Below are 23,586 nucleotides of genomic sequence, written 5' to 3'. Positions count from 1 at the left end.
CCCCCCCCCCCCCCCCCCCCCCCCCCCCCCCCCCCCCACAAACCCAAAACTGAAAAATAGCGAGTGCGGAAAGCGGGGAAAAGCTTCAAATAAAAATCAATAAGATGAATTATAAAATAGCTTCTCTTACTCTGGTTAATTTTTGTAAAAGATCTTCCAAAAGGTCTAATCTTAACATATTGGCGCCGTCTGATAAAGCCGTTTCGGGTGTTGGATGGGTTTCGATAAAAATACCGTCTGCTCCCACGGCAATACCTGCTTTTGCTACAGTTTCAATAAGATCAGGACGTCCTCCCGTAACCCCAGAACTCTGGTTGGGCTGTTGCAAAGAATGGGTAACATCCAGAATGACAGGTGCATATTGCTGCATAGTCGGAATCCCTCTGTAATCTACAATTAAATCTGTATATCCGAAAGAGTTTCCTCTTTCAATGATGGCAACTTTTTCATTCTTGGAATCTGTGATCTTCTGAACAGCAAATTTCATAGATTCCGGAGAAAGGAACTGCCCTTTCTTCAACGTAACACATTTTCCTGTTTCCGCAGCAGCAACCAAAAGGTCTGTTTGACGCACTAAAAATGCAGGAATCTGAAGAACATCCACATATTGAGCCGCCAAAGCTGCATGCTCATTTTCGTGAATATCTGTCGTTGTCGGAATATTGAATGTTTCACCTACTTTTTTAAGGATTTCAAGAGATTTTTCTTCACCAATGGTCGTAAAAGAATCTACTCTGCTTCGATTAGCTTTTTTAAAACTTCCTTTAAAAATGTAGGGAATATTATATTTATTTGTCAATTCAATGACTTTCTCAGCGATTCTTAGTGCCATATCTTCACCTTCGATGATGCACGGCCCTGCAATTAAGAAAAAGTTTTTGGAATGTTTGTGCTGAATATTATCTAAATACTGAATCATTTTATTTTAATTAAAAAGTTCAGTAAAAATACTGATAAAGTTCGGGAATTAGAAATTATTTCGCAGGTTTGATAGATATCCCAGATATAGTTTAAATCTTTCAATTTAGTTTTAAACCCAAAAAAAATCCCATTTTATTCCAAAACTGGAGCATTTTTTATAATCGCTTGCAGAGATTCAGGGATAAATGGTCTGCCTCCGGTTGCCGGAACGCAGGTTCCTGTAAATACAGCCTTAGTAACAATTTTCTTGTTTAAAATAATAGATTGTTTAAAATGAAGTCTTGGCAATCCGTCTTTATCGCCATACAACTCACAAGTAACGCTTATTGTGTCATCTTTTTTTAAAGATCTCACAAAGTTGATTTTATATTCGGACAGCACCATATTATTACCTTTGTGGGCTTCTTCTTCAAGGTTAAAACCCAACACTTCATCAATAAAAGCATGCCTGCAATATTCCATATAAAACGGATAGTACAGTCCGTCCATAATGCCTTGAACATCAATATGTTCATCTTTTACCGTATATTCTTTTGAATAGATCATTAATAATAATTTTTTATAACAGAAAGCGAATTTAAAAAGAAAAAAGCTACCACAGCGATAATTTTTATTAAAAAAGCCCTTAAAAAAGGGCTTAGTTCATTTTCTTTACAATTTTTTCAAATGTATTGATGTTTCGGCTGGTGAATTGATCTTTTAAACTTTTCTTGCCCAACACCTTTCCAAATGACGAATCTAATGTATTTCCTTTCGGAACCTGCCAGTAGAAAATATGATTTACAATTTTTGCGTCTTCATTTTCTGTTTTTACAGCAGATTCGAATTCATTCATCAAAATATTCTCAACTCCATCGATTCCTACAAAAGCATAAATATGAAAATCTTCATTCTTTTCAAATGGATTTCCGTTCCAGAAATGTTCTGTTTCTTCATGAGATTTAATGAATAAAAAAGCTTCGTAAGAAAAATGTTCAGACATGGCTTTTTCAAGGATGATCTTTAAATATTCAGGTTTTTTATCTGATGAAAAAATAATATTTCCGGAAGCTAAAATAGAAATAACATCGTTCACTCCGGCTTCTTTAAAAACCTGACAAACATCTATCATTTTCATATTGGTTCCTTTTACATTTACGCCGCGAAGAAATGCACAATATTTCATAATTTCTAGTTTTTACCAATAATAATTTCCGATTAACTGCATTCCAAACGTTTGTAATAAACACATTACGAAAAGAACATTTAATTTTTCCTGTCTCAAATCTTTTAAAAACAAAACAAAAAACGGAACGATATACAAGCAAGCTCTTGCTGTTTCGCCCGTTCCGTAAGCTCCGGTTAAAAGCATTAATCCTAACGCTATTAATCCTGAAAAAGAAAAAGTATTTACTTGTTTGTCTTTAAAGAGGTAAAAATTTCTGTTTTTAAAGCTAAAGAAATAAGCCACATATGCGAATGAAAGGAAAATCAATATTTCGCCAATGTCTTCTAATCGTGTAAAGAAATAAATAACCGGAGAATGTAATAGCATAAAACCTTTCGGATTTTCTGAATGACTTGCTTCAAAAAAGGTTGTTAAATGATTGCTTCCTGTATATTCGAAGCTGAAATAAAAAAATCCGACCGTAAAAATAAAGCTGATAACAGCAGCAAAGAAAACGGCAAAATTCTTTTTATACAAAGTAATCAGCGATAAAACTCCAACAAATGCAAGCAGAAATAAACCTGAAAAAGTAAGCATATTAGTAATAATTAGTCCGGCAGAGGCCATTAAAACGCCAACAAAATTTAGTTTATTTTGAATATAAATCTGGGAAATTCCGCAAAGGAAAAGTAACGTAGAAGTAAGGACAATAGCATCAATTGAAACTAAAAGATAAATATTAACCGAAGGAATTACCGCGAAGAAAAGTAGTAATAATTTTCTTCTTTGAGCATCGATATTAAAATTTTTCATTAATAGATTCATCAACGGAAAACTTAAAACAGAAATCGCTAAGAAGCCTAAGCTCATCCCTAAAATACTACCGTTAAACAATTCCATGAAAGCATAATGAAGCAATGTGGTATAAGGTGGATGCGTTTTTGTATGAAGCTGGAAAGATTCAAGATTTTTGTTGAAATTCTGAATCCATAATTGCCAATCGGTAATGTTTAAAGCATCTGTGTAATATTGTCTGCCTTTGTAATAAAACGGCTGCAGAAAAGCTATGTCTACATTTCCCTGGCCCATATTTCCTAAAATAATTAATACAACACAAATCAGAAAAATCCAAAAGAAATTCAGTTTTTCATAGTGTAAAAAAGCCAAGAGCCCCGTACCTAAAAAAAGTAGGCAGAATAAACTGCCTACTAGTAGAAATGAGGATGGATAGATTACCGAGAACGGAAATACAAGATTGTTCCCGGTAAATACCACATATTTATTGAGTAAAAAAATACTTACTGCTAAAAATATCCATATAAAAATGGCTATTGAAAAAACTTTTAAAGGGAAATTAGTTTTTCCTACATATTTCATCATCTTAAAAAATGTTTCTGGTTATTGCGTTGCTTTGATAATTGATGTTGTAATCTGTTCTTCTTTTTCTTTAGAATAGGTAGAATCAAAAGGCTCCATTACATCGAATAAATACTGATAGAACGGCGTTATTTTCTGGACGTTTTCAGATTCTTTCATGGCTTTTTCTTTACCCATTTCTTTAAGATTACCTACAAAAGTATTGAATTTCTTATCAATTGGCTCTATAGATCTCACCAAATAATCGTATGCCTTATTTTTCTGACCAATTTGAGTATAAGCATCCGTAACAGCTTTCACAACCATCGAATATTCCATCGGCTTCACTCCCATTGCTCTTCTTAAATATCTCTGTTCAGAAGGTTTAAGGCTTGCATAATAATCATATTCTTCAAAAATTCCTTTTTTAAGAACTTCAGCCAGTTCCAACGCTTTTTTCTCTTGTCCTGCAACGATATATCCGTAAACCAAAGAGCTTAAAGAACGAGGATCGTTGTATTTTTGAGCCGGAATTTCTTTTGCTGCTAAATCTAACAATTCAAGCGCTTTTGCTTTTTGTCCGCTCATCGCTAATGCTGCCGCTGCTCTGCTTGCAGAACTTCTGTAGCTCATGATATTAGAAGTAGCTGTTTCATCAAAATGGTTATTGAGGTTTTTGAAGTTCCCCCATTTGAAGCTTTTCACGGTGTTGTAAAGAGAGTTTGCATCTACTCTTCCCATTTCACCATCCGGAGTTTGCGGCGTATGAATCGGAATTAGTCGATAACTAAAACCGTCAAACTGAAGATATTCATCAAGATAGAAAATATTTTCGCTGTCGTAAACCCCTCCAGAAGAGAAATTTATAGGTCTTTTCCAATCGAAATTAGCTAAAATATCAAACATCATTAAGTTGTTTTTATAAAGCGTATTCGATCTATATTTAACCATAATTTGGTTTACCGTATTCGGAAGATCTGCCTGATTGATGATTCCTGCTTTCAAAGCATTCTCTTTATTTACAGGTAGAATAAATTTGTTTACCGGTAAGAAATTATACTTTTCATATTTCTCTTCACCGAAGATCATTTTAAGAATTTCATCTTTTTCAGGAGATTTATGTTTGATGAAGTTTACGGCTTCTTTCAACGTCATTGAATCCTGAACTAAATATTTTCTGAACGACTGAAGTTCTGTTTCCGGAGCGCCCTGTTCTTTTAACGAAGCGAAAATTCCTTCCCAGTCGTTTTTCTTCATTAGATAAATCTGGTCGTTTGAGCCGTCTCTGTAATCATCGTGCGTTAATACACTTGGTATCGCATCTGCATTATATGTTTTTCTTCTTACCTGATCGATATTCCAAGGTGTTGAAAGAAGCGTGAAGTTAACTACTTTCACATCATCTCTGAACTGCTGAGTTTCCTGAATTGCCCAAACCGGATACGTATCATTATCACCATAAACAAATAAAATATCATTTTTCGGTAATGTTTTTAAAATAGAATATCCGTAGTCATACGCTGTAAATCTGTCACTTCTGTCGTGAACGTTGTAGTTCTGGAAGCCCATCATAAAAGGAACTCCTAATAAAACTACGCCTAAACCAATGTTTGCAGCGTTCGATTTTACTTTAGACTGTAAGAACCAAAGAATGGCACCTGCTCCTAAACCAATCCAAATCGCAAAAGCATAGAATGAGCCAACCATTGCGTAATCTCTTTCTCTCGGTTCGAAAGGCTTGACACCTGTGTAGAAAATAATTCCGACACTTGTAATGATGAATAAAGAAAGAATTGCATAAAATCTACCGAAATCTCTATTCATTTGGAAGAAAAATCCTATCAATCCTAATAATAAAGGTAAGAAGAAGAATTTTACCGTACTTTCATTTTTAAATTTTGAAGGCATTTTATCGGCATTTCCCCACAATGCATTATCAATGAAAGGAATCCCGGAAATCCAGTTTCCTTTTGTGCTTTCCATGTTTCCTTCAAGGTCATTTTGTCTTCCTACGAAGTTCCACATTAGATATCTTACAAAATAATAACCGTTCTGGAATGTGAAGAAATAATCTAAATTCTGACCGAAAGTTGGTCTCTGAACATTAATTAAATTATAAGGTTTTACTTTTAAATAATCAGCAACTGTGATCGATTTATCTTCGTATTTCTTTCTCAATTCATCGAAAACCTGCTTTGCTTCAGGATTGTCTGCCACATCTTCATTGGCATAATTAAAGGTAAAATCTGGTGCTCCGTACATCGAAATGTAATTCGCCATTACATCTTTATCTTCGTTGAACATTCTCGGCATAAAGCTTACCTGAGACTTGTTGAAAACATAATTAAAACGGTCTCCTGTTTTTCTGTATGTTCCTGTTTTTTCGTCTTTTTCGTAAATGTCTCCGGTTTTTTCAGTTTTAAAACTTCCGTCTTCATTTTTCTGAATACCGTTTGCATCCAAGAATGCCGTATAGTTTTGTCCGTAAGCTGTTGGCCAGTCACCATACTGTACTCTGTTATAATAATCAAGCATTCCGATCGCGTTATCCGGATCGTTAAGGTTCATTGGAGGATTAGCATTCGCTCTGATAGGAATTACCATCCAGCAAGAAAACCCGATCATCATATAAACAACCGATAAAGCTGCTGTCTGAAAAATATTTTTCTTTGCTCTTTTTGCATATTTAATGATGAAATAGCAAATAGCAACCGTTAAAACAAATCCGGCAATTGTTCCTGAGTGGTAAGGTAAACCTAAACCGTTTACAAAGAAAATTTCCAATTTTCCGAACATCGTCATGATGAAAGGGAAAATTCCTTTAAAAACAATCGCTAAAATAACTAAGGTAATCACGTTTGCCCACAGAAAATTCTTCCACGTAAACTTATAGTTTCTTGCATAATATACGAAACAGATTGCAGGAATCGCCAACATACACATCATGTGGACCCCTACAGAAAGCCCTAAAATGAAGAAAATAAGAATAACCCATCTTTCGCTGTCTGCCGCCTGATATTCGTTTTCCCATTTGGTAATTAACCATACTAAAAGCGCGATAAACATAGAAGCCATCGAATAAACCTCTCCTTCCACAGCAGAAAACCAGAAGGTATCTGAAAAAGTAAAGCATAAAGCGCCTACCAAACCTGCAAACAGAATAGAAATTTCCTGATGTCTCGTAACGTCTTCAAAGTCTTTGTTTAAAAGTCTTCTTACAAAATGTGTAATCGTCCAAAACAAAAACAAAATCGTAAAAGCACTAAACAATGCAGACATCGCGTTGATCACGATAGAATAATTTTCGCCCTTTCCTAAAGCAAAAATGGCTGCCACCGCACCCACAATCTGGAATAATGCAGCACCGGGGGCGTGCGTTACTTCTAATTTTACTGCTGAGGAAATGTACTCTCCACAATCCCAGAAACTGAAATTGGGCTCTATGGTGGACAAGTACGTGAAAAATGCAATGACGAAAACTACCCATCCGAGGACGGTGTTCCATTGCCTAAAAGTCCAATTTTTCATAGTATTAAATCAATTACGCGAAAATAAGGCTTTTATATGATTTAAGACTGTTTTTAACAAAATTTAAAGAATTTGGCGCGTTTTTTGAAAACTTTCATCTCTGGATTGCACTTAGAAAAATAAAATTTATCTACTCATTGCTTAGAAATCAAACAAAAGTTTAGTAATTATTTATTTTTTTGTATTTTTGCGGTCAGATTTTTATTGAAAAATAACGAACTAATGAGTAATGTTTACGATAATATACTTGGCCTTATAGGAAATACCCCTATGGTGAAGCTAAATACTGTTACAAAAGATATTCCTGCCACCGTTTATGCTAAGTTAGAGTCATATAATCCTGGACATTCCACTAAAGATAGAATTGCACTTCATATTATAGAAAACGCTGAAGAAAAAGGTTTATTAAAAGAAGACTCTGTAGTTGTTGAAACTACGTCCGGCAACACCGGATTCTCTATTGCAATGGTTTGCATCATTAAAGGATATAAATGTATTCTTGCCGTGAGCGACAAGACAAAACCCGAAAAAATAGCTTATCTTAAAGCATTGGGAGCAACTGTATATATTTGCCCGGCAAATGTAGCAGCAGATGATCCCAGATCTTATTACGAAGTAGCAAAAAGAATAGCTGCAGAAACACCAAATTCAGTGTATATCAATCAGTATTTCAATGAATTGAATATTGACGCGCACTATCAGACTACAGGTCCTGAAATTTGGGAGCAGACAAAAGGAAAGATCACTCACCTTTTTGCATGCACAGGAACTGGTGGAACTTTATCCGGATCAGCAAAATTTTTAAAGGAACAAAATCCTGATATCAAGATCATCGGTGTGGATGCAGATGGTTCTATCTTGAAAAGTTACCACGAGACAGGAGAAATTCACAAAGAAGATGTTCACCCTTATCAAATCGAAGGAATGGGAAAAAATTTAATCCCTTCTGCCCTCCTTTTTGACAAAGTAGATGCATTTGTAAGAGTAAACGACGAAATGTCTGCGTACAGAACCCGCGAAATTGCCTTGAAAGAAGCTATTATGGGTGGTTACACTACAGGAGCTGTTACTCAGGGATTGATTCAGTATGCACAGTCTCATGAATTTACAGAAGATGATGTGGTTGTTTTAATTTATCCTGATCACGGTTCAAGATATATCACCAAAGTATACAGTGATAAATGGATGGCTGAACAAGGATTTGTGAATAACTGCGTTCATAATTATGATGAAGTTTTTAAAACGGAATTCATTAAATAAAATAAAAGAATAACGATACAAATAAAGCCTTTTTTGTAGACTACAAAAGGCTTTTTTTCTTAAAAGTACTATATAAAATGTTGGATATTTTTGAAAGAATAAAAGAAAATCCAGGACCTCTTGGACAATTTGCAGATTACGGTGAAGGTTATTTTATTTTCCCTAGATTGGAGGGACCTATTGGCCCGAGAATGCAATTTCAGGGAAGAGAAGTAATTTTCTGGAGTGCTAATGATTATTTGGGAATGTGTAACCATCCTGAAGTAATAGAAGCGGATGCAAAAGCGGCTGCCGAATTCGGAATGTTTTATCCGATGGGGGCAAGAGCAATGTCGGGGGAAACAGAACAGCACTTGCAGTTGGAAAGAGAATTGGCTGATTTTGTTCAGAAAGAATCTGCATATTTATTAAATTTTGGTTATCAGGGGATGGTTTCTACCATCGATGCCTTGGTAGGAAGAAATGACGTAATTGTTTATGATATGGATTCTCATGCTTGTATCGTAGACGGGGTGAGACTTCACGCTGGAAAAAGATTTACCTATAAGCATAATAATATTGAAAGCCTTGAAAAAAATCTTCAGAGAGCAACAAAAGTAGCTGAAGAAACAGGAGGCGGTATTTTAGTAATTACTGAAGGGGTTTTCGGAATGAGAGGACAACAAGGTAAACTGAAAGAAATTTGCGAATTAAAGTCTAAATATCAGTTCAGATTATTGGTAGACGATGCTCACGGATTCGGAACACTTGGAGAAACAGGTGCTGGAGCTGGTGAAGAGCAAGGTTGCCAAGATCAGATTGATGTTTATTTCTCAACTTTTGCCAAGTCTATGGCTGGTTTTGGAGCTTTCATCGCAGGGGATAAAGAGATTATCAGATATTTGAAGTTTAACTTAAGATCTCAAATCTTTGCTAAATCTTTAACAATGCCAATGGTAATCGGAGGTTTGAAAAGATTGGAGCTTTTGAGAACAAAACCAGAGATTAAAGCTAAACTTTGGGAAAACACTCATAAACTACAAAATGGTCTTAAAGAAAGAGGATTCAATATCGGAGATACCAATACTTGTGTAACGCCTGTAATGATGCAGGGAACTCCGGTAGAAGCTACTCTTTTGGTAAAAGATTTAAGAGAGATCTACGGAATTTTCACCTCAGTGGTTGTTTATCCTGTGATTCCAAAAGGGATGATTTTATTAAGATTAATTCCGACAGCATCACACACCGATGCGGAAATTACAGAAACTCTTGCCGCGTTTGAAGCCATTCACGACAAATTAGTAAGTGGTTACTATAAAGAACAGGAGCAAAAATTATTACAGGAACAAGGTTTAAGCTTTAAACCTATTTAATAATAAAATTTGAAAAACCACTGAAATTTATTCGGTGGTTTTTTATGAATTGTCTATAAAAATTTTAGTTTGAAGAAAAGATGAAATTGAAAGGTTATGCGTTGGGCATTACATCAGCCGTATCGTACGGATTGCTGCCCATTTTTATTTTGCCCATTAAGCACGCGCATTTCTCACTGGATGTTACTTTATTTTATAGGTTTTTATTTTCTGCCTTAATGGTTGGCGGATATTTACTCTATTCTAAAGAAAGTTTTTCTATCAACAGAAAAGAATTATTAATATTTGCAATACTCGGAATGTGCTATGCACTTTCCTCAGAATTTTTATTTTTAGGCTACGATTACCTCACGCCGGGCATTGCTTCCACGGTTTTATTCATCTACCCCGTTATTGTGGCCTTAGTGATGTTTTTCTTTTTTAAAGAGAAACTGACAAAGCTTTCGGTTTCATCATTACTTTTAGCATTTGCAGGCGTTATTATACTTTGTTTAAAAGGAAACAGCTTACAAATCAATTATAGCGGATTAGGAATTGTTATGCTAAGTTCACTGTTTTATGCACTTTATATCATCATCGTTAATAAAGCTAATTTAAAAGTTTCAGGATTCAAGCTTTCCTTTTATTCCATGCTTTTTACAGCAGGATTTTTTATGATCAATGCGATGGTTGGGCATCACTCATTTGCCATCCCTTCTACTTCTACTTTCTTTAATTTTTTAATCTTTGCTTTTCTTACAACGGTTATTTCTAGCTTGTGTCTGGTATATGCGATTAAAGAAATAGGATCGACAGCCGCAGCAATTTTAGGCGCTTTAGAACCCGTAATTGCCGTAATGATCAGTGTTTTAATTTTTAATGAAAAGTTCACGCTAAATCTCTTCTGGGGAATTACTTTAATTCTGATCGGTGTTATTTTAAATGTTATTGCCGACAGTAGAAAATTAAGACAAATCCAAAGTTTATAGAATATTATAAAAATACCAATTCACAAAAATTTAAATTATTTAAAATAAATTTGTAAAAATTTTTCTATTGAAAGATCTGCTTCTTATCACACCGCCTTTTACCCAGCTGAATACTCCTTATCCCGCGACTGCTTATATTAAAGGTTTTTTAAATACCAAAAATATTTCAAGCTATCAAATCGATTTGGGAATTGAAGTAATTTTAGAATTATTTTCAAAAAGCGGACTTCAGAAAGTCTTTGATAAAGAAATTGACCTTCCTGCTATTTCAGAAAATTCACAAAGAATTTTTGCCTTGCGCGAAGAATATCTTAAGACGATTGATCAGGTGATCTCTTTTCTTCAGGGTAAAAACCCGACGCTGGCAAGACAGATCTGCTCTATGAATTTTCTTCCGGAAGCTTCCCGATTCAATCAATTGGATGATATGGAATTTGCATTCGGTAATATGGGATTGCAAGATAAAGCAAAGCATTTAGCAACTTTATATTTAGAAGATCTTTCAGATTATATTGTTGAAAATGTAGATTCCGATTTTGGATTCAGCAGATATGCGGAACGATTGGGAAAAAGTGCTAATTCTTTTGACGAATTACATGCAAAATTATCCGATGAACAGACTTTTATTGATGATTTTACCTTAAAAATTCTTCATGAAACTTTAGAAAAAGTTCAGCCGAAACTGGTTTGTTTTTCAGTTCCTTTTCCTGGAAATTTATACTCGGGATTTCGATGTGCGCAATTCATTAAAAAGCATTATCCTCATATTAAAACCGCAATGGGCGGAGGTTTTCCCAACACTGAATTGAGAGAAGTAAAAGATAAAAGAGTTTTTGATTTTTTTGATTTTATCACGTTAGACGACGGAGAAGTTCCTCTTGAACTGCTGTGTGAAAATGTATGCAACCCGCATCCTGAGGAAGAACTTCAGTTTAAAAGAACATTTTTAATTGAAAATCAAGAAGTCGTTTATAAAAACAATGCTAAAAAGCACGATTATAAGCAGGTAGATGTCGGAACTCCCGATTATACAGATTTGCAGCTGGATAAATATGTATCTGTTATTGAAATTGCCAACCCGATGCACAGTTTGTGGAGTGATGGAAGATGGAATAAACTAACCATGGCACACGGCTGCTACTGGGGAAAATGTACTTTTTGCGATATTTCTTTAGACTATATTAAAATTTACGAACCCGTCTCCGCCAGAATTCTGGTAGACCGAATGGAAGAATTGATCCAAACGACGGGAGAAACAGGTTTCCATTTTGTAGATGAAGCAGCGCCACCTGCTTTGATGCGGGAAGTCGCTTTAGAAATCTTAAGAAGAAACTTAGTTGTCACCTGGTGGACGAATATTCGTTTTGAAAAAAGTTTCACACGAGATCTTTGTTTTTTATTAAAACTTTCAGGCTGCGTGGCAGTTTCCGGAGGATTAGAAGTGGCAAGCGACCGATTATTGAAACTCATCGATAAAGGCGTTTCAGTAGATCAGGTGGCAAAAGTTACCCGAAATTTTACAGAAGCAGGAATTATGGTTCATGCCTATTTGATGTACGGCTACCCTACTCAAACCGTTCAGGAAACGGTAGATTCCTTGGAAATGGTTCGTCAGTTATTTGAAATGGGAATTCTGCAAAGTGGTTTTTGGCATCAGTTTGCCATGACTGCTCATTCGCCTGTAGGTATGGCTCCTGAAGAATTTGGCGTAACGCCAGTTAAACAGGATGTTTTATTCGCCAATAACGACATTGATTTTACGGACAAAACAGGAATTGATCATGGAAAATTCAGCTTTGGATTAAAAAAATCCTTGTTCAATTATATGCACGGAATTAATTTTGAACTTCCGCTTCAGGAATGGTTTGATTTTAAAGTTCCGAAAACAACGATCCATCCAGATTATATTCATGATTGTTTATTGGATGACGATAATTTTACATTTAAGGGCAATTCGAAGATCGTATTTTTAACTAAAAATGTAATCGCAGAGAATCGTGTAAAAACTAAAAAGAAAGCAACTTATTCGTATACTCGACTTACTTTTCATTTAAAGACCAATATTGTTTCAATAGATTTAGATCAGGAACAGGCGGAATGGCTGGTTAAAATGTTGGAAGAAAATTCAACAGAAAATGCTAAAAAAATTACACTTCAACAATTAAAAACCAATTTTGAAGAACATTTTGATGATTTTGAATTATTCTGGTTTTCGAAGCCTATACAGCAGTTGAAGGAAAATGGGGTGATTTTGAGTTTGTAATTTAGTATTATTATTTTAATCTCTCCAATAATTGTTTGCGATGTGTATTACTGATCGGAAGAATAATTTCGTCTAACAAATACACATGACTGCCTTTTATTTTTTGAATGTGATTTAAAGCAACAATATAAGACTTATGAATACGGATAAATTTGGAAGGATCCAGTTTTTTTTCTAATTCGCACGTGCTTGTAGAAGCGAGAACAAAATGTCCTTTCGTAAATACTTTAACGTAATTTCCCCAACTTTGTATATAATCAATATCTTGGGGATTTATTCTTAAATATTCACCCTCAACTTTTAAAGTTATTAGTTCTTCATCTGCATTAATTTCCTTAGGTTGAAATCTCGCAATAACCTTATCAATAGCAGCCAAAAATCTAGATACCCCAATAGGTTTCACCAGATAATCTACTACCTGATATTCATAGCTTTCCAGGGCAAACTCGCAATAAGCGGTGGTTAAAATTACCAATGGCGGTCGCGTCATGGCTGCCAGCATTTCTAAACCGCTGATTCCCGGCATATTGATGTCTAAAAATATCAGATCTACAGGATTTTTGTAGATATAATCCATCGCTTCTTTTGCACCAAAAAAATTACCACATAATTTCAGACATTCCAAGCCCTTCAGATGATGTTCAATCACAAGATGGGCGCCATCTTCATCATCAATAATGATACAGTTTAAAGGTTTTCTAAGAGTCATAGCGCATTTAATTTAAATGTTAATTCCGTTTTAAATACTTTGTTAGATCGAAAGGTTTCGAAAGTATACTTATCTAAATACAGGAGGTCTAGCCGCTTACGGATATTTGAAAGCCCTATTCCCATAGATTCTTTATTAACAATAGTCTCTGGCACCGAATTCCATATTTTTAAGCTAAATTCTTTTGCATTAAGCTCAAACTGAAACTTAATAAAACAATTTCCTATTGTTCCGGCGCTATGTTTAAAAGCATTTTCAACCAATGTGATTAATATCAACGGAGCAATATAATAGAGCGAAAAAAGTTCTTTATTTTGTGGTAAAATTACGATCACTTGGCAACACCTTCCAATACGTACTTTTTCCATCTCAATATAGCTCTCAATATAATCAACTTCTTCTTTTATGCTGACGAGCGGCTTATCACCATTTTCAAGAGGATAACGCATTAAATTCGAAAGCTTTAATATTAAATTTGGGATTCTATTGGGATCTGTAAGACTCACTCCGTACAAATTATTAAACATATTAAAGAAAAAATGAGGGCTTAGCTGAGCAGGAAGTAATTTTACTTTGATCTCTCCAAGCAGCTGCTGAGCTGTGATTCTTTTTTCTAATTCCTGATAAAATTGTTTAATAAGAGAAAGGCACATGAGGATAATCGTAGTGATGCTGCAAGTTGCCACATGATAGATCATAAATTTGATTGATTTCCTTATGCCCAGATGAAACTCACGGTTGAGCCAAAATCTATACTGAATATAGAATACCAAAACCAAAATTGTAAGATAAACCAATGTAATGGTAATCACTTGAAAGTATTTATGGCTTTTAAACAGAGGGAATACGATAAACTTATACAGCTGAGCCTGCCAATAAATAATTAAAAAAAAGAATATAGAAGGGAAAAAATATCCAAAACTGTTTGAGGCAATCCATTCATAGAGACCTACCAGTAATAATACCATGATGAAAAAAGCAATTTCATAGGTGTATTTTTCTATTTGCCATTTTATCTTTTCATTCATTCTCGTTTTTTTCAGTTACAAAGTACAGTATTTTAATTTTAACGCCAAAAAGAAATGACCAAGGCATTTTGTCATCAAAATCAAAGCGTTGGTCATTAATATCTCAATATGGCGACTAGAAAGCCGTATGTTTGTCTAAGATTTTACATCTATAACTCAATAAAAATATTTACAAAATGAAAAATAAATTGAGCTTTTGGAAAGTATTTTCCCTTTTATTATTATTTGTCATTTCCTGTAAAAAGCAAAAACAAGGATTCATTATAAAAGGACAAATTATTGGAATGAAAGAAATACCAAAAAAGGTATATTTTTTCAATGAAATTGACTCTGCGCCAGCGGATAGTGTCAATATTGAGAATGGTAAATTTATATTTAAGGGGCATATAAATCATCCTTGTATTGCTGCAATATCGGCTGGGAAAAGCAAAGCGGAACTTATTTTGGAAAACGAAACATTTGAAGCCATTCTTGGAGATCAGGTATTTATGGTAAAAGGTGGTAAAATGAATGAAATCGTATATGGATTTACTTACGAAAAAGATTTTCAGGAAAATTTTAAGAAAATGAAAGAATTAGGTGATCGATATGATATGTTTGAAGCTAAAAAAAAGAAAAAATCGCACGACTCCGTTTTATTACTTTATAAAAAAATACAAAATAAACTGTTTGCAATACAGGATAAATACCAGAAAAATATATTAACCCAAGATTATCCCGCACTAGTAAAGGCATATACTCTGAATAACTATTACGATACTACGGCACAATATTCAACGAAAAACCGACTTGCCTTACTGGATACTTATGAAAAAGGGATAGGAAAAGATGAAAGCATAACAAAAATCCGAAACCGCTATCTTGACGAGCAAAAACAGAAGGAAAATACAAAATCAGTAGCCAAAGGCCATCCTTTTAAAGATATTGAGGCAATAACAGCAGATGGAAAAAAAATAAAACTATCTGAAATTATCAAAAAAAATAAATATACCATGCTGGATTTTTGGGCATCTTGGTGCATGCCATGCCGTGCAGAATTTCCTAATCAACGAAAGGCTTACGAACAGTATCATCAAAAAGGATTTGAGATCTATGCCGTATCTCTAGATAATACTATGAAAAGCTGGCTTAAAGCCTTGGAAAAAGAAAATACCCCTTGGTACAATCTCGTTGATGTAAAAGGGATGAAAGGAAATTCAACAAATTCTTATGGCGTTAATAGTATTCCTGCAACGTTTCTAATTACACAAAATGGAACCATTATTGCCTCAGGAGATGAACTTCGTGGTAATGGTTTAAGAAAAATTTTAAAAAATTTATTCAAATAATAAAACCTTATAAAAGGGTCATTGCCTGTATCTTCAAGAAAACACATTTTTTGAAAGTGCAGGCAATGTTATTTATTTTTGAACACCATCTTTTACGACTTCACCCACTTCTACTTTTTCTTTAATTTTAATAAAATTAGGATCCATAATCGCCATCCTTTCGGCAATTGCTTTATACGTTGGAAACTTTAAAATAGAAGCTCTTCCCGACATTTCTCTGAACAGCGTAAAAGACTTTCCTCCGGCTGTTTTAAGTTGTTTGGTTGTTGTGATATACTTTCCTATGAATTTGCTTTTAGCGTCGTAAATTTCAATGTCTACAAAAGTTTTATCACTCACTGTATCTTCAGAACCGAAGCTTACCGGTAAATTTGTGAAATATCCGACAGGAATACCATTGCTTAATATTTCACCTACATTATTAACGGTAATATTCAGTTTATCAATTTTAGTTTTCGTGGTATACGCTTCTTTGGTTTTGGTATCCAATTTTCGTTTAGGCATATCTTTAAAAAGATCATCTAAATTTTTAATATTAATTCCCCTTTCATCAATGATCTTTAATCCTTTGATACAGGTATAAACCGCCGATTTTTCATCTCCCGAAAATGCGGACGGAGAAATATAATCCAAATCAAGTGTCTTCTCCTGATTATAGATCCTGTTGAGTTTTATATAGCTGTCTCTTACCGAATCTACCACGCTTTTATCAATAAATTCGATGGTATAAATGGGCGTTTCCTTCAAATCCATAAAGGTGTAAACACTGCCTTTATTAGAGACTTTTGCCACATGAATTCCTTCAAGACTTACAATTCCTCTTTTGGTTTTGATGAGCTGGGCATTGAAGATAACTCCTAAAATTGTAAATAAAATGATTAAACTTTTCTTCATAAAATCAGATTTCTACATTGCATAAAAAAAGTGTAACCAAAGTTACACTTTCTTGAAAATATATTTAGCTTTTCATTTAATTATTCACAAAGGATGATTCCTTTATTATTATTAAATTCTACAACACCGCTTTTGATAATATATGAAAAAATAGAATCTTGGTTGTTTTCGCCTTCTTTAGTAAGGTTTTTAGCATATGCTTCACCTACAGACTGAGCAAATAATTTTACTTTGCCGCCTACCAAAGAAGAAACAATTCCTGCGTGGTTTTTCATGATGTGAAATTCACCATTTTTTCCAGGCAAAAGAATAGAGTCTACTTCTCCTTCAAAAACTACGTATTCTGGTGTTAAAATTTTTATATTCATTTTAATTTAGATTAAAAGATTAAAAGATTGAAGATTAAAAGATTTTTGACAAATAATGTCTCTTATCTCAGGTCTAAAAATCTTATGTCTAATTTATTAAGCGTTATCAGCTAACATTTTTTGTCCAGCTTCGATAGCCTCCTCAATAGTTCCTTTCAAGTTGAAAGCAGCTTCTGGTAAGTGATCTAATTCACCATCCATAATCATAGTAAACCCTTTGATGGTATCTTTGATGTCTACCAAAGATCCTGGGATACCTGTAAACTGTTCTGCAACGTGGAAAGGCTGAGAAAGGAATCTCTGAACTTTTCTAGCACGGTAAACCACTGATTTATCTTCTTCAGAAAGTTCTTCCATACCTAAGATCGCGATGATATCCTGAAGCGCTTTGTATCTCTGAAGAATTTCTTTTACTCTCTGAGCACAGTTATAATGTTCTTCACCGATGATTTCCGGAGCCAAGATTCTAGAAGTAGAAGCCAATGGATCTACCGCTGGATAGATACCTAATGAAGCAATCTTTCTGTCTAGTACCGTAGTCGCATCCAAGTGAGCAAACGTAGTTGCAGGAGCCGGGTCAGTTAAGTCATCCGCAGGTACGTAAACCGCCTGTACTGAAGTAATTGAACCATTTTTAGTTGAAGTAATTCTTTCCTGCATCGCACCCATTTCAGAAGCAAGCGTTGGTTGGTAACCTACCGCAGAAGGCATACGACCAAGAAGTGCAGATACCTCAGAACCAGCCTGTGTAAAACGGAAGATGTTGTCTACGAAGAAAAGTACGTCTCTACCCTGTCCACTTTCACCTCCATCTCTGTAATACTCAGCTAATGTAAGACCAGAAAGTGCTACTCTCGCTCTTGCTCCAGGTGGCTCGTTCATCTGTCCGAAAACGAATGCAGCTTTAGAATCTTTCATAGCCTCTAGGTCTACTTTAGAAAGATCCCAACCTCCGTTTTCCATAGAGTGCATAAAATCATCACCATACTTGATGATACCTGATTCTAGCATCTCTCTCAAAAGGTCATTTCCTTCTCTCGTTCTTTCACCTACTCCGGCAAAAACCGAAAGACCTCCGTGTCCTTTTGCAATATTGTTAATCAACTCCTGAATCAATACTGTTTTACCTACACCGGCACCACCGAACAAACCAATTTTACCCCCTTTTGCGTAAGGCTCAACTAAGTCGATTACTTTAATACCTGTAAATAAAACTTCTGCAGAAGTTGAAAGTTGATCAAATTTTGGAGCTGGTCTGTGAATTGGAAGACCACCTTCCTTAGAAATTTCCTGAATTCCGTCGATAGCATCCCCAACAACGTTGAAAAGTCTTCCGTTTACAGCTTCACCAATTGGCATTGTAATAGGATTTCCGTACCCGATGACATCCTGACCTCTTTTAAGACCATCAGTTGCATCCATTGCGATACATCTTACTGTATCTTCGCCAATATGTTGTTCTACCTCTAAGACTACTTTTTCACCGTTTTCTTTCGTAATCTCCAACGCGTCATAAATGCTTGGAACTGCCTCCACATCATTAAAAACTACGTCGATTACCGGACCAATAATTTGAGAAATTTTTCCTTTAATTTGGTTTGCCATTGCTAAATTTTTTCTTGGTGCAAATATAATGATTCTTCATAAACCCGCAATTGGTAAAAAAAAGATTTTTATCATGCTTTTTCTCCTCGAAAAAGGATTATGAATTTAAATACAATTAGAATAATAAAGCAAAGATGTTTTACATTAAGATTTTAATTTTTGATAATTCACCAAACAATAAAAACATTTAATGATTAAAATTCAATTTAAATATTTTTTAGTTAAGATAAAAATTCATGAAAATCCTGTTAAATTTCGCAAAAACTCCAATTGTAAAGACACTTTGATAGATGAACAAACAGGAAGGATGCAGAAGAAAATTTGAGAAAAAGTAGTTTTTTCGATCCATTAAAATATCTCTTTACAATAAACAGTTTTTTTTAATATTTAGCTAAAAATATTTTTCAATTTTTCTTTATTCATTGACTCTAAAACTGAATTAAATCAGTACTATTGAAAATAACTCTTATTATATAATACGAGATCATTTTAAAGGCTTTATATTTGCAGTCAAATTTTTTTCCGTTTTGAAAGCTTTCAGGAATTTTACAGATTACTCTTCTCAGAAGCCTTTAGCATTGTCTTTAGGAATGTTCGACGGGGTACATCTTGGTCATAAAAGTATTATAGATGAATTATTAAACATTGGTTCTGAAAACCATTTGGAGACTGCTGTGCTTACTTTTTGGCCACATCCTAGATTTGTTTTCAATCCCAATGAAAATCTGAAACTTCTTAATACGCTGGAAGAGAAGAAATTTTTGATGGAAAAATATGGCATCGACAATCTATTCTTAAAAGAGTTTGATGAAGAATTCAGAAATCTTACCGGAGAAGAATTTGTTCGCCAGATTTTAGTTGATAAGCTAAATGTTAAATATTTAATTATCGGTTATGACCATTCTTTCGGAAAAAATAAAAGCGGAAACTTTGAATTGCTTCAAAAACTTTCAAAGGAATTGGATTTTGAAGTCGAACAAATGGAAGCCATCAATATTCATGAAAATAATATCAGTTCCACAAAAGTTCGCAATGCTCTTTTAGCAGGAAACATAAAAGAAGCCAATGAAATGTTGGGCTACTCCTACTCTGTTTCCGGAACCGTTGTTCATGGCAAAAAAATCGGAAGAACGATTGGTTATCCTACCGCTAATATCGAAACAGAAACCATTAAACTTCTACCTAAAAAAGGTGCTTATATTGTTGAAGTTTTCGTAAAAGGTCAACAATATAAAGGAATGCTAAGTGTTGGAACAAACCCGACCGTTAATGGAGAAAAGCTAACCGTTGAAGTTTACATTCTCGATTTTGACGGAGATATTTACGACGAAAAAATTACCGTAAAGTTCAGAGATTTCCTTCACGACGAAATAAAATTCGAGGGACTGGAAAAATTAATTGAAAGGTTGGATGAAGATAAAAGATTAACTGAAGAGTTTCAGTTTTAAGAACTTAAAATTTCCTCTTTAGCCTTCTTAGTTAATGATTTAAATACCAATTCATACGACTGATCGATTAATTTAAATATCAAATCTCTTTTTAAACCATCTGCCATTACCGAATTCCAGTGTGTTTTATTCATGTGAAATGCTCCTGTAATCTGTGGATATTGCTCACGAAGCTCTGCACTCCATTCCGGATCTGTTTTTACATTGATACTTAAAGGTTGTTTTTCAAGAGCCATCAGCAAGAACATTTTGGTTCCCACTTTCATCACCAATGTTTCATTATCAAAAGGAAAACTTTCTGTAACTCCTTTTTTTGAAAGGCAATAGTCTAAAATTTCGTTGGCATCCATAAATTAAATACAATTGATAAGTGATTAATGATAATTGATATTAATTCCAAATTTAGTAAATTTAAGAAGGAAAACATCATCACCATAAATCAAAAAAAGTATGAAAGCTCTCGTTATCGGTGCTACAGGCGCTACAGGAAAAGATTTGGTCAATCAATTACTTCATGATAAAGATTTTGAAGAAGTTCATATTTTTGTGCGAAAACCTATTGATATTCAAAGTGATAAATTGAAAATTCATATTGTTGATTTCGAAAATCCTGAGGCATGGAAAAATAAAGTGAATGGTGATGTTGCATTTTCCTGTCTCGGAACCACGTTAAAAGCTGCGGGAAGCAAGGATGCACAAAGAAAAGTCGATTATGATTATCAATACGAATTTGCAAAAGCTGCCAAAGAAAATGAAGTGGAAGATTATATTTTGGTTTCTGCTTATGGAGCAAATCCCAAATCTAAAATTTTCTATTCTAAAATGAAAGGCGAATTGGAAGAAGCTGTAAAACAGTTACATTTCAATAAAATAACCATTTTTAAACCGGGAATGCTGGAAAGAAAAGACTCCGACAGAACGGGAGAAGTTTTGGGAAGCCGAATTATAAAATTTGCGAATAAATTGGGCTTATTGGAAAGTCAAAAACCTTTACCAACCGATGTTTTGGCCAAAGCAATGATTAATTCTTCAAAGATAAAAAGTAATGGATATTCCAGTATTAAGCTGGGGAATATTTTTTGTTTTGCGGAGAAAAGTAATGAGTAGTTTTAAAATGAATGGTGAATTATCAACTGTAAATTTTTCCCTATTTGACGCTATATAATGAATAAACGCTTCGACAAGCTCAGCGTGACATTTCTAATACTAACTTCTTTTTAAAAGAATAGTTGAAGCGATGTCACGCTGAGCCTGCCGAAGCGTTATTATTTTTTTATTTCTATTTAAAATACTTTGTAATCGAATCGCTCGTAGGCTTCGTTGTGCTTACAAAAGAATCGATTAGTTTTCCGTTTTCATCAACTAAAAATTTTGTAAAATTCCAAAGGATGGTTGTATTTTTTACGCCGTTTAAATCTTTTTCAGTTAAATATTTAAATATCGGCGCAGTATCATCTCCTTTAACAGAAACTTTAGCAGCCAAAGGAAAAGTTACTCCATAATTTTTTTGACAGAAAGCTCCGATTTCAGTATTTGTTCCTGGTTCCTGACCTCCAAAATTGTTAGCAGGGAAACCTACTACAACCACTTTATCTTTATACTCTTCAGAAACCTTTTCAAGATCAGCATATTGCGGAGTGAATCCACATTCTGACGCTGTGTTTACAATAAGAATTTTCTTTCCTTTAAAATCTGCAAAGTTAATTTCCTTCCCATCAAGGCTTTCCACTTTGAAATCGTATATTGATTTTCCCATAAGTTCGTTGGTTTTAGCTTTAGAAACTTCACTTTTCTGATTCATGCAACTTTGTAAAAACGCTACAAATGAAAGCATTAGTAAAAAAATCTTTTTCATTTTTAAGATTATTTAGAAGCAGATTTTCTGCAATTATTCAATTAAAATTTAAAAATATTCGTTGGAAAAACTTTGTTGATGTCTACTTTATTCAAAAGCATTACATAATCGCCATCTTTTTTAGGACTTGAAGATTCTATTCTGAAAGGCATTGACAGGTTTCCTACTTTTTTATAATCAGAATAAATCAGAGTTTCTTCTTTTTTAACTTCCTTCAAAAGCATATATGTTTTTGTATCAAAATAGTACATGTTTTTATTTACATTTTTCGTTAATTCAACCTTATGACAGTAGATATCTCCTACTTTTTCCTTGCCTAAATATTTAGCTTCAAAACCCTTATTTTCCCAATCAATAAAGTCATTATCAAAACTTTCCGGGATATATTCAGCATATTCCTGAAGTTTATTGGTTGCATAGTTCATTGCATATCCTTTCGTTCCGTCGTAGCCTTCAATTGCAGTATCTTTTCCGCCGATGGTGATTACAGTTTTTGTAAGATTCGGACGTTGCTGATATATTTTAATAGGATATTCGTCTTTAACTCCTAAAATTACTTTTCCTTGCAGCAATACTGAATTCAATAACTTCCAATTGGTTAATCCTCCCGATAATTCGATGTTTTTATCTATGATTTCTTTTGCAGTCTGCGCAAAAATTGTTTGTGAAAATATCAGGACGAAAACTAAAAGTAACTTCTTCATTAATTTTATTTATAAATTCAAATATAAGGCTTTTTTAATTTGAAAATTTGGAATGCAGTAATTTGAAAATACAAGTTAGCATCATATTTTCAAAATATTTAATTAAAAAATTTTAAATTAATTTCCTCGCTTTTTCTAAATCTTCTGGGGTATCGATACCAACTCCGATGAAATTGGTTTCTATCAGTTTGATTTTCATGCCATATTCCAAATAACGGATGCATTCGATCTTTTCGGAAATTTCCAACGGTTTCATTTCCAATTTTGAAAACTGAATTAAAGCATGTTTTCTGAAAGCGTAAACTCCGATATGTTTAAAATATTCAACATCAAAAGAAATTTCTCTATGAAAAGGAATCACAGAACGACTAAAATATAAAGCAAAACCATTATTATCCGTAATTACTTTTACGTTATTAGGGTTTTCAACTTCTTCTTTTTCAGTCAGTTTTATTTTTAATGAAGCTAAAGAAATTTCTTGCTTTTCATCGTTATGAAAAACTTCAATAAGCTGTTTTAAAGGTTCTAATTTTAAAAATGGTTCGTCCCCCTGAACGTTTATAACAATATCACAATCAATATTTTGTACGGCTTCTGCAATTCGATCGCTTCCAGTTTCATGTTGACCTGTCATCACTGCTTTTCCGCCATTTTTTACAATTTCATCAAAAATAATTTCTGAATCTGTCGCTACAAAAACTTCTTCAAATAAACCTGTTTCCACAACATTCTGATACGTTGTTGTGATAACGGTTTTCTCGCCTAACATCTGCATTAATTTAGCCGGAAAACGGCTTGCTTCGTAACGTGCAGGAATGACTGCGATTATTTTCATAAGTAATAAATTAATGT

The 23,586-nt window shown here is 34.0% G+C and carries 21 protein-coding genes; 7 read left to right on the top strand and 14 right to left on the bottom strand.

Annotated elements, in window-relative coordinates; genetic code table 11:
- Nucleotides 1–109 precede the first annotated feature (109 nt).
- The 5 genes from kdsA to ABEG63_RS08300 all read right to left on the bottom strand — a co-directional run bounded on the left by kdsA (nt 110) and on the right by ABEG63_RS08300 (nt 6,952).
- Nucleotides 110–919, bottom strand: coding sequence for a 3-deoxy-8-phosphooctulonate synthase (gene kdsA, locus ABEG63_RS08320; protein ID WP_346584118.1), 810 nt, complete (start codon nt 917–919; stop codon nt 110–112).
- 134 nt (nt 920–1,053) lie between these two features.
- Nucleotides 1,054–1,467 carry a thioesterase family protein gene (locus ABEG63_RS08315; protein ID WP_346584117.1) on the bottom strand — a complete coding sequence of 138 codons (414 nt, stop codon included), beginning with the start codon at nt 1,465–1,467 and terminating at the stop codon, nt 1,054–1,056.
- Nucleotides 1,468–1,558: 91 nt separating this feature from the next.
- Nucleotides 1,559–2,086, bottom strand: coding sequence for a DUF1697 domain-containing protein (locus ABEG63_RS08310; protein ID WP_346584116.1), 528 nt, complete (start codon nt 2,084–2,086; stop codon nt 1,559–1,561).
- Nucleotides 2,087–2,098: 12 nt separating this feature from the next.
- Nucleotides 2,099–3,448 carry a hypothetical protein gene (locus ABEG63_RS08305; protein WP_346584115.1) on the bottom strand — a complete coding sequence of 450 codons (1,350 nt, stop codon included), beginning with the start codon at nt 3,446–3,448 and terminating at the stop codon, nt 2,099–2,101.
- A gap of 18 nt (nt 3,449–3,466) precedes the next feature.
- Nucleotides 3,467–6,952 (bottom strand): DUF2723 domain-containing protein, encoded by a 3,486-nt coding sequence (locus ABEG63_RS08300; RefSeq protein WP_346584114.1) that lies wholly within the window; start codon nt 6,950–6,952, stop codon nt 3,467–3,469.
- Between the two features lie 222 nt (nt 6,953–7,174).
- On the opposite strand from ABEG63_RS08300, the gene ABEG63_RS08295 reads away from it, so the two are divergent.
- From ABEG63_RS08295 to ABEG63_RS08280, 4 genes are all read left to right on the top strand, one after another.
- Nucleotides 7,175–8,212: a cysteine synthase family protein gene (locus ABEG63_RS08295; RefSeq protein WP_346584113.1), complete on the top strand. Its 1,038-nt coding sequence runs from the start codon at nt 7,175–7,177 to the stop codon at nt 8,210–8,212.
- An 80-nt stretch (nt 8,213–8,292) separates the two neighbouring features.
- Complete coding sequence (locus tag ABEG63_RS08290) at nt 8,293–9,564, top strand: aminotransferase class I/II-fold pyridoxal phosphate-dependent enzyme (RefSeq protein ID WP_267403253.1); 1,272 nt, start codon at nt 8,293–8,295, stop codon at nt 9,562–9,564.
- A gap of 80 nt (nt 9,565–9,644) precedes the next feature.
- The gene (locus ABEG63_RS08285; protein WP_346584112.1) at nt 9,645–10,532 is read left to right on the top strand and encodes a DMT family transporter; all 888 of its coding nucleotides are present in this window, start codon (nt 9,645–9,647) and stop codon (nt 10,530–10,532) included.
- A 67-nt stretch (nt 10,533–10,599) separates the two neighbouring features.
- Nucleotides 10,600–12,795 carry a B12-binding domain-containing radical SAM protein gene (locus ABEG63_RS08280; protein WP_346584111.1) on the top strand — a complete coding sequence of 732 codons (2,196 nt, stop codon included), beginning with the start codon at nt 10,600–10,602 and terminating at the stop codon, nt 12,793–12,795.
- Nucleotides 12,796–12,805: 10 nt separating this feature from the next.
- On the opposite strand, the gene ABEG63_RS08275 is transcribed toward ABEG63_RS08280, so the two are convergent.
- Nucleotides 12,806–13,504, bottom strand: coding sequence for a LytTR family DNA-binding domain-containing protein (locus ABEG63_RS08275; protein ID WP_346584110.1), 699 nt, complete (start codon nt 13,502–13,504; stop codon nt 12,806–12,808).
- On the bottom strand, nt 13,501–14,532 hold the full coding sequence (locus ABEG63_RS08270; protein ID WP_346584109.1) for a histidine kinase: 1,032 nt from the start codon (nt 14,530–14,532) through the stop codon (nt 13,501–13,503). Before ABEG63_RS08270 ends, ABEG63_RS08275 begins: the two co-directional genes overlap by 4 nt.
- Before the next feature lie 176 nt (nt 14,533–14,708).
- On the opposite strand from ABEG63_RS08270, the gene ABEG63_RS08265 reads away from it, so the two are divergent.
- Entirely contained in the window at nt 14,709–15,860 is a 1,152-nt protein-coding gene (locus ABEG63_RS08265) for a TlpA disulfide reductase family protein (protein WP_346584108.1), read from the top strand.
- A gap of 72 nt (nt 15,861–15,932) precedes the next feature.
- Here ABEG63_RS08265 and ABEG63_RS08260 read toward each other — a convergent pair whose 3' ends face one another.
- The 3 genes from ABEG63_RS08260 to atpD all read right to left on the bottom strand — a co-directional run bounded on the left by ABEG63_RS08260 (nt 15,933) and on the right by atpD (nt 18,727).
- A complete protein-coding gene (locus ABEG63_RS08260; RefSeq protein WP_346584107.1) occupies nt 15,933–16,754 on the bottom strand; it encodes a hypothetical protein in 822 nt (273 codons plus the stop codon).
- Nucleotides 16,755–16,834: 80 nt separating this feature from the next.
- Entirely contained in the window at nt 16,835–17,122 is a 288-nt protein-coding gene (locus tag ABEG63_RS08255; RefSeq protein WP_346584106.1) for a F0F1 ATP synthase subunit epsilon, read from the bottom strand.
- Nucleotides 17,123–17,218: 96 nt separating this feature from the next.
- On the bottom strand, nt 17,219–18,727 hold the full coding sequence (gene atpD, locus ABEG63_RS08250) for a F0F1 ATP synthase subunit beta (protein ID WP_346584105.1): 1,509 nt from the start codon (nt 18,725–18,727) through the stop codon (nt 17,219–17,221).
- Between the two features lie 527 nt (nt 18,728–19,254).
- Between atpD and ABEG63_RS08245 the strand changes: the two genes are divergently transcribed.
- Nucleotides 19,255–20,175 carry a bifunctional riboflavin kinase/FAD synthetase gene (locus ABEG63_RS08245; protein WP_346584104.1) on the top strand — a complete coding sequence of 307 codons (921 nt, stop codon included), beginning with the start codon at nt 19,255–19,257 and terminating at the stop codon, nt 20,173–20,175.
- On the opposite strand, the gene ABEG63_RS08240 is transcribed toward ABEG63_RS08245, so the two are convergent.
- Nucleotides 20,172–20,525: an MmcQ/YjbR family DNA-binding protein gene (locus ABEG63_RS08240; protein ID WP_346584103.1), complete on the bottom strand. Its 354-nt coding sequence runs from the start codon at nt 20,523–20,525 to the stop codon at nt 20,172–20,174. The genes ABEG63_RS08245 and ABEG63_RS08240 overlap by 4 nt on opposite strands.
- A 100-nt stretch (nt 20,526–20,625) precedes the next feature.
- Between ABEG63_RS08240 and ABEG63_RS08235 the strand changes: the two genes are divergently transcribed.
- Nucleotides 20,626–21,282 (top strand): NAD(P)H-binding protein, encoded by a 657-nt coding sequence (locus ABEG63_RS08235; protein ID WP_346584102.1) that lies wholly within the window; start codon nt 20,626–20,628, stop codon nt 21,280–21,282.
- Nucleotides 21,283–21,454: 172 nt separating this feature from the next.
- On the opposite strand, the gene ABEG63_RS08230 is transcribed toward ABEG63_RS08235, so the two are convergent.
- The 3 genes from ABEG63_RS08230 to kdsB all read right to left on the bottom strand — a co-directional run bounded on the left by ABEG63_RS08230 (nt 21,455) and on the right by kdsB (nt 23,569).
- Nucleotides 21,455–22,030, bottom strand: coding sequence for a glutathione peroxidase (locus tag ABEG63_RS08230; RefSeq protein WP_346584101.1), 576 nt, complete (start codon nt 22,028–22,030; stop codon nt 21,455–21,457).
- A gap of 41 nt (nt 22,031–22,071) precedes the next feature.
- Nucleotides 22,072–22,734 carry a histidine kinase gene (locus ABEG63_RS08225; RefSeq protein ID WP_267402965.1) on the bottom strand — a complete coding sequence of 221 codons (663 nt, stop codon included), beginning with the start codon at nt 22,732–22,734 and terminating at the stop codon, nt 22,072–22,074.
- Nucleotides 22,735–22,846: 112 nt separating this feature from the next.
- Complete coding sequence (gene kdsB / locus ABEG63_RS08220) at nt 22,847–23,569, bottom strand: 3-deoxy-manno-octulosonate cytidylyltransferase (RefSeq protein ID WP_346584100.1); 723 nt, start codon at nt 23,567–23,569, stop codon at nt 22,847–22,849.
- Nucleotides 23,570–23,586 lie beyond the last annotated feature (17 nt).

The organism is Chryseobacterium sp. C39-AII1, from assembly GCF_039672645.1.
Classification (GTDB): Bacteria; Bacteroidota; Bacteroidia; order Flavobacteriales; family Weeksellaceae; genus Chryseobacterium.
Note: the sequence above shows the minus strand (reverse complement) of the source record. Positions and strands in the feature narration are given on the sequence as shown.

Coding starts and splice junctions, on each gene's coding strand:
- kdsA (WP_346584118.1), bottom strand. CDS start 919: ATGATTCAGTATTTAGATAATATTCAGCACAAACATTCCAAAAACTTT.
- ABEG63_RS08315 (WP_346584117.1), bottom strand. CDS start 1,467: ATGATCTATTCAAAAGAATATACGGTAAAAGATGAACATATTGATGTT.
- ABEG63_RS08310 (WP_346584116.1), bottom strand. CDS start 2,086: ATGAAATATTGTGCATTTCTTCGCGGCGTAAATGTAAAAGGAACCAAT.
- ABEG63_RS08305 (WP_346584115.1), bottom strand. CDS start 3,448: ATGATGAAATATGTAGGAAAAACTAATTTCCCTTTAAAAGTTTTTTCA.
- ABEG63_RS08300 (WP_346584114.1), bottom strand. CDS start 6,952: ATGAAAAATTGGACTTTTAGGCAATGGAACACCGTCCTCGGATGGGTA.
- ABEG63_RS08295 (WP_346584113.1), top strand. CDS start 7,175: ATGAGTAATGTTTACGATAATATACTTGGCCTTATAGGAAATACCCCT.
- ABEG63_RS08285 (WP_346584112.1), top strand. CDS start 9,645: ATGAAATTGAAAGGTTATGCGTTGGGCATTACATCAGCCGTATCGTAC.
- ABEG63_RS08275 (WP_346584110.1), bottom strand. CDS start 13,504: ATGACTCTTAGAAAACCTTTAAACTGTATCATTATTGATGATGAAGAT.
- ABEG63_RS08270 (WP_346584109.1), bottom strand. CDS start 14,532: ATGAATGAAAAGATAAAATGGCAAATAGAAAAATACACCTATGAAATT.
- ABEG63_RS08265 (WP_346584108.1), top strand. CDS start 14,709: ATGAAAAATAAATTGAGCTTTTGGAAAGTATTTTCCCTTTTATTATTA.
- ABEG63_RS08260 (WP_346584107.1), bottom strand. CDS start 16,754: ATGAAGAAAAGTTTAATCATTTTATTTACAATTTTAGGAGTTATCTTC.
- ABEG63_RS08255 (WP_346584106.1), bottom strand. CDS start 17,122: ATGAATATAAAAATTTTAACACCAGAATACGTAGTTTTTGAAGGAGAA.
- atpD (WP_346584105.1), bottom strand. CDS start 18,727: ATGGCAAACCAAATTAAAGGAAAAATTTCTCAAATTATTGGTCCGGTA.
- ABEG63_RS08240 (WP_346584103.1), bottom strand. CDS start 20,525: ATGGATGCCAACGAAATTTTAGACTATTGCCTTTCAAAAAAAGGAGTT.
- ABEG63_RS08235 (WP_346584102.1), top strand. CDS start 20,626: ATGAAAGCTCTCGTTATCGGTGCTACAGGCGCTACAGGAAAAGATTTG.
- ABEG63_RS08230 (WP_346584101.1), bottom strand. CDS start 22,030: ATGAAAAAGATTTTTTTACTAATGCTTTCATTTGTAGCGTTTTTACAA.
- ABEG63_RS08225 (WP_267402965.1), bottom strand. CDS start 22,734: ATGAAGAAGTTACTTTTAGTTTTCGTCCTGATATTTTCACAAACAATT.
- kdsB (WP_346584100.1), bottom strand. CDS start 23,569: ATGAAAATAATCGCAGTCATTCCTGCACGTTACGAAGCAAGCCGTTTT.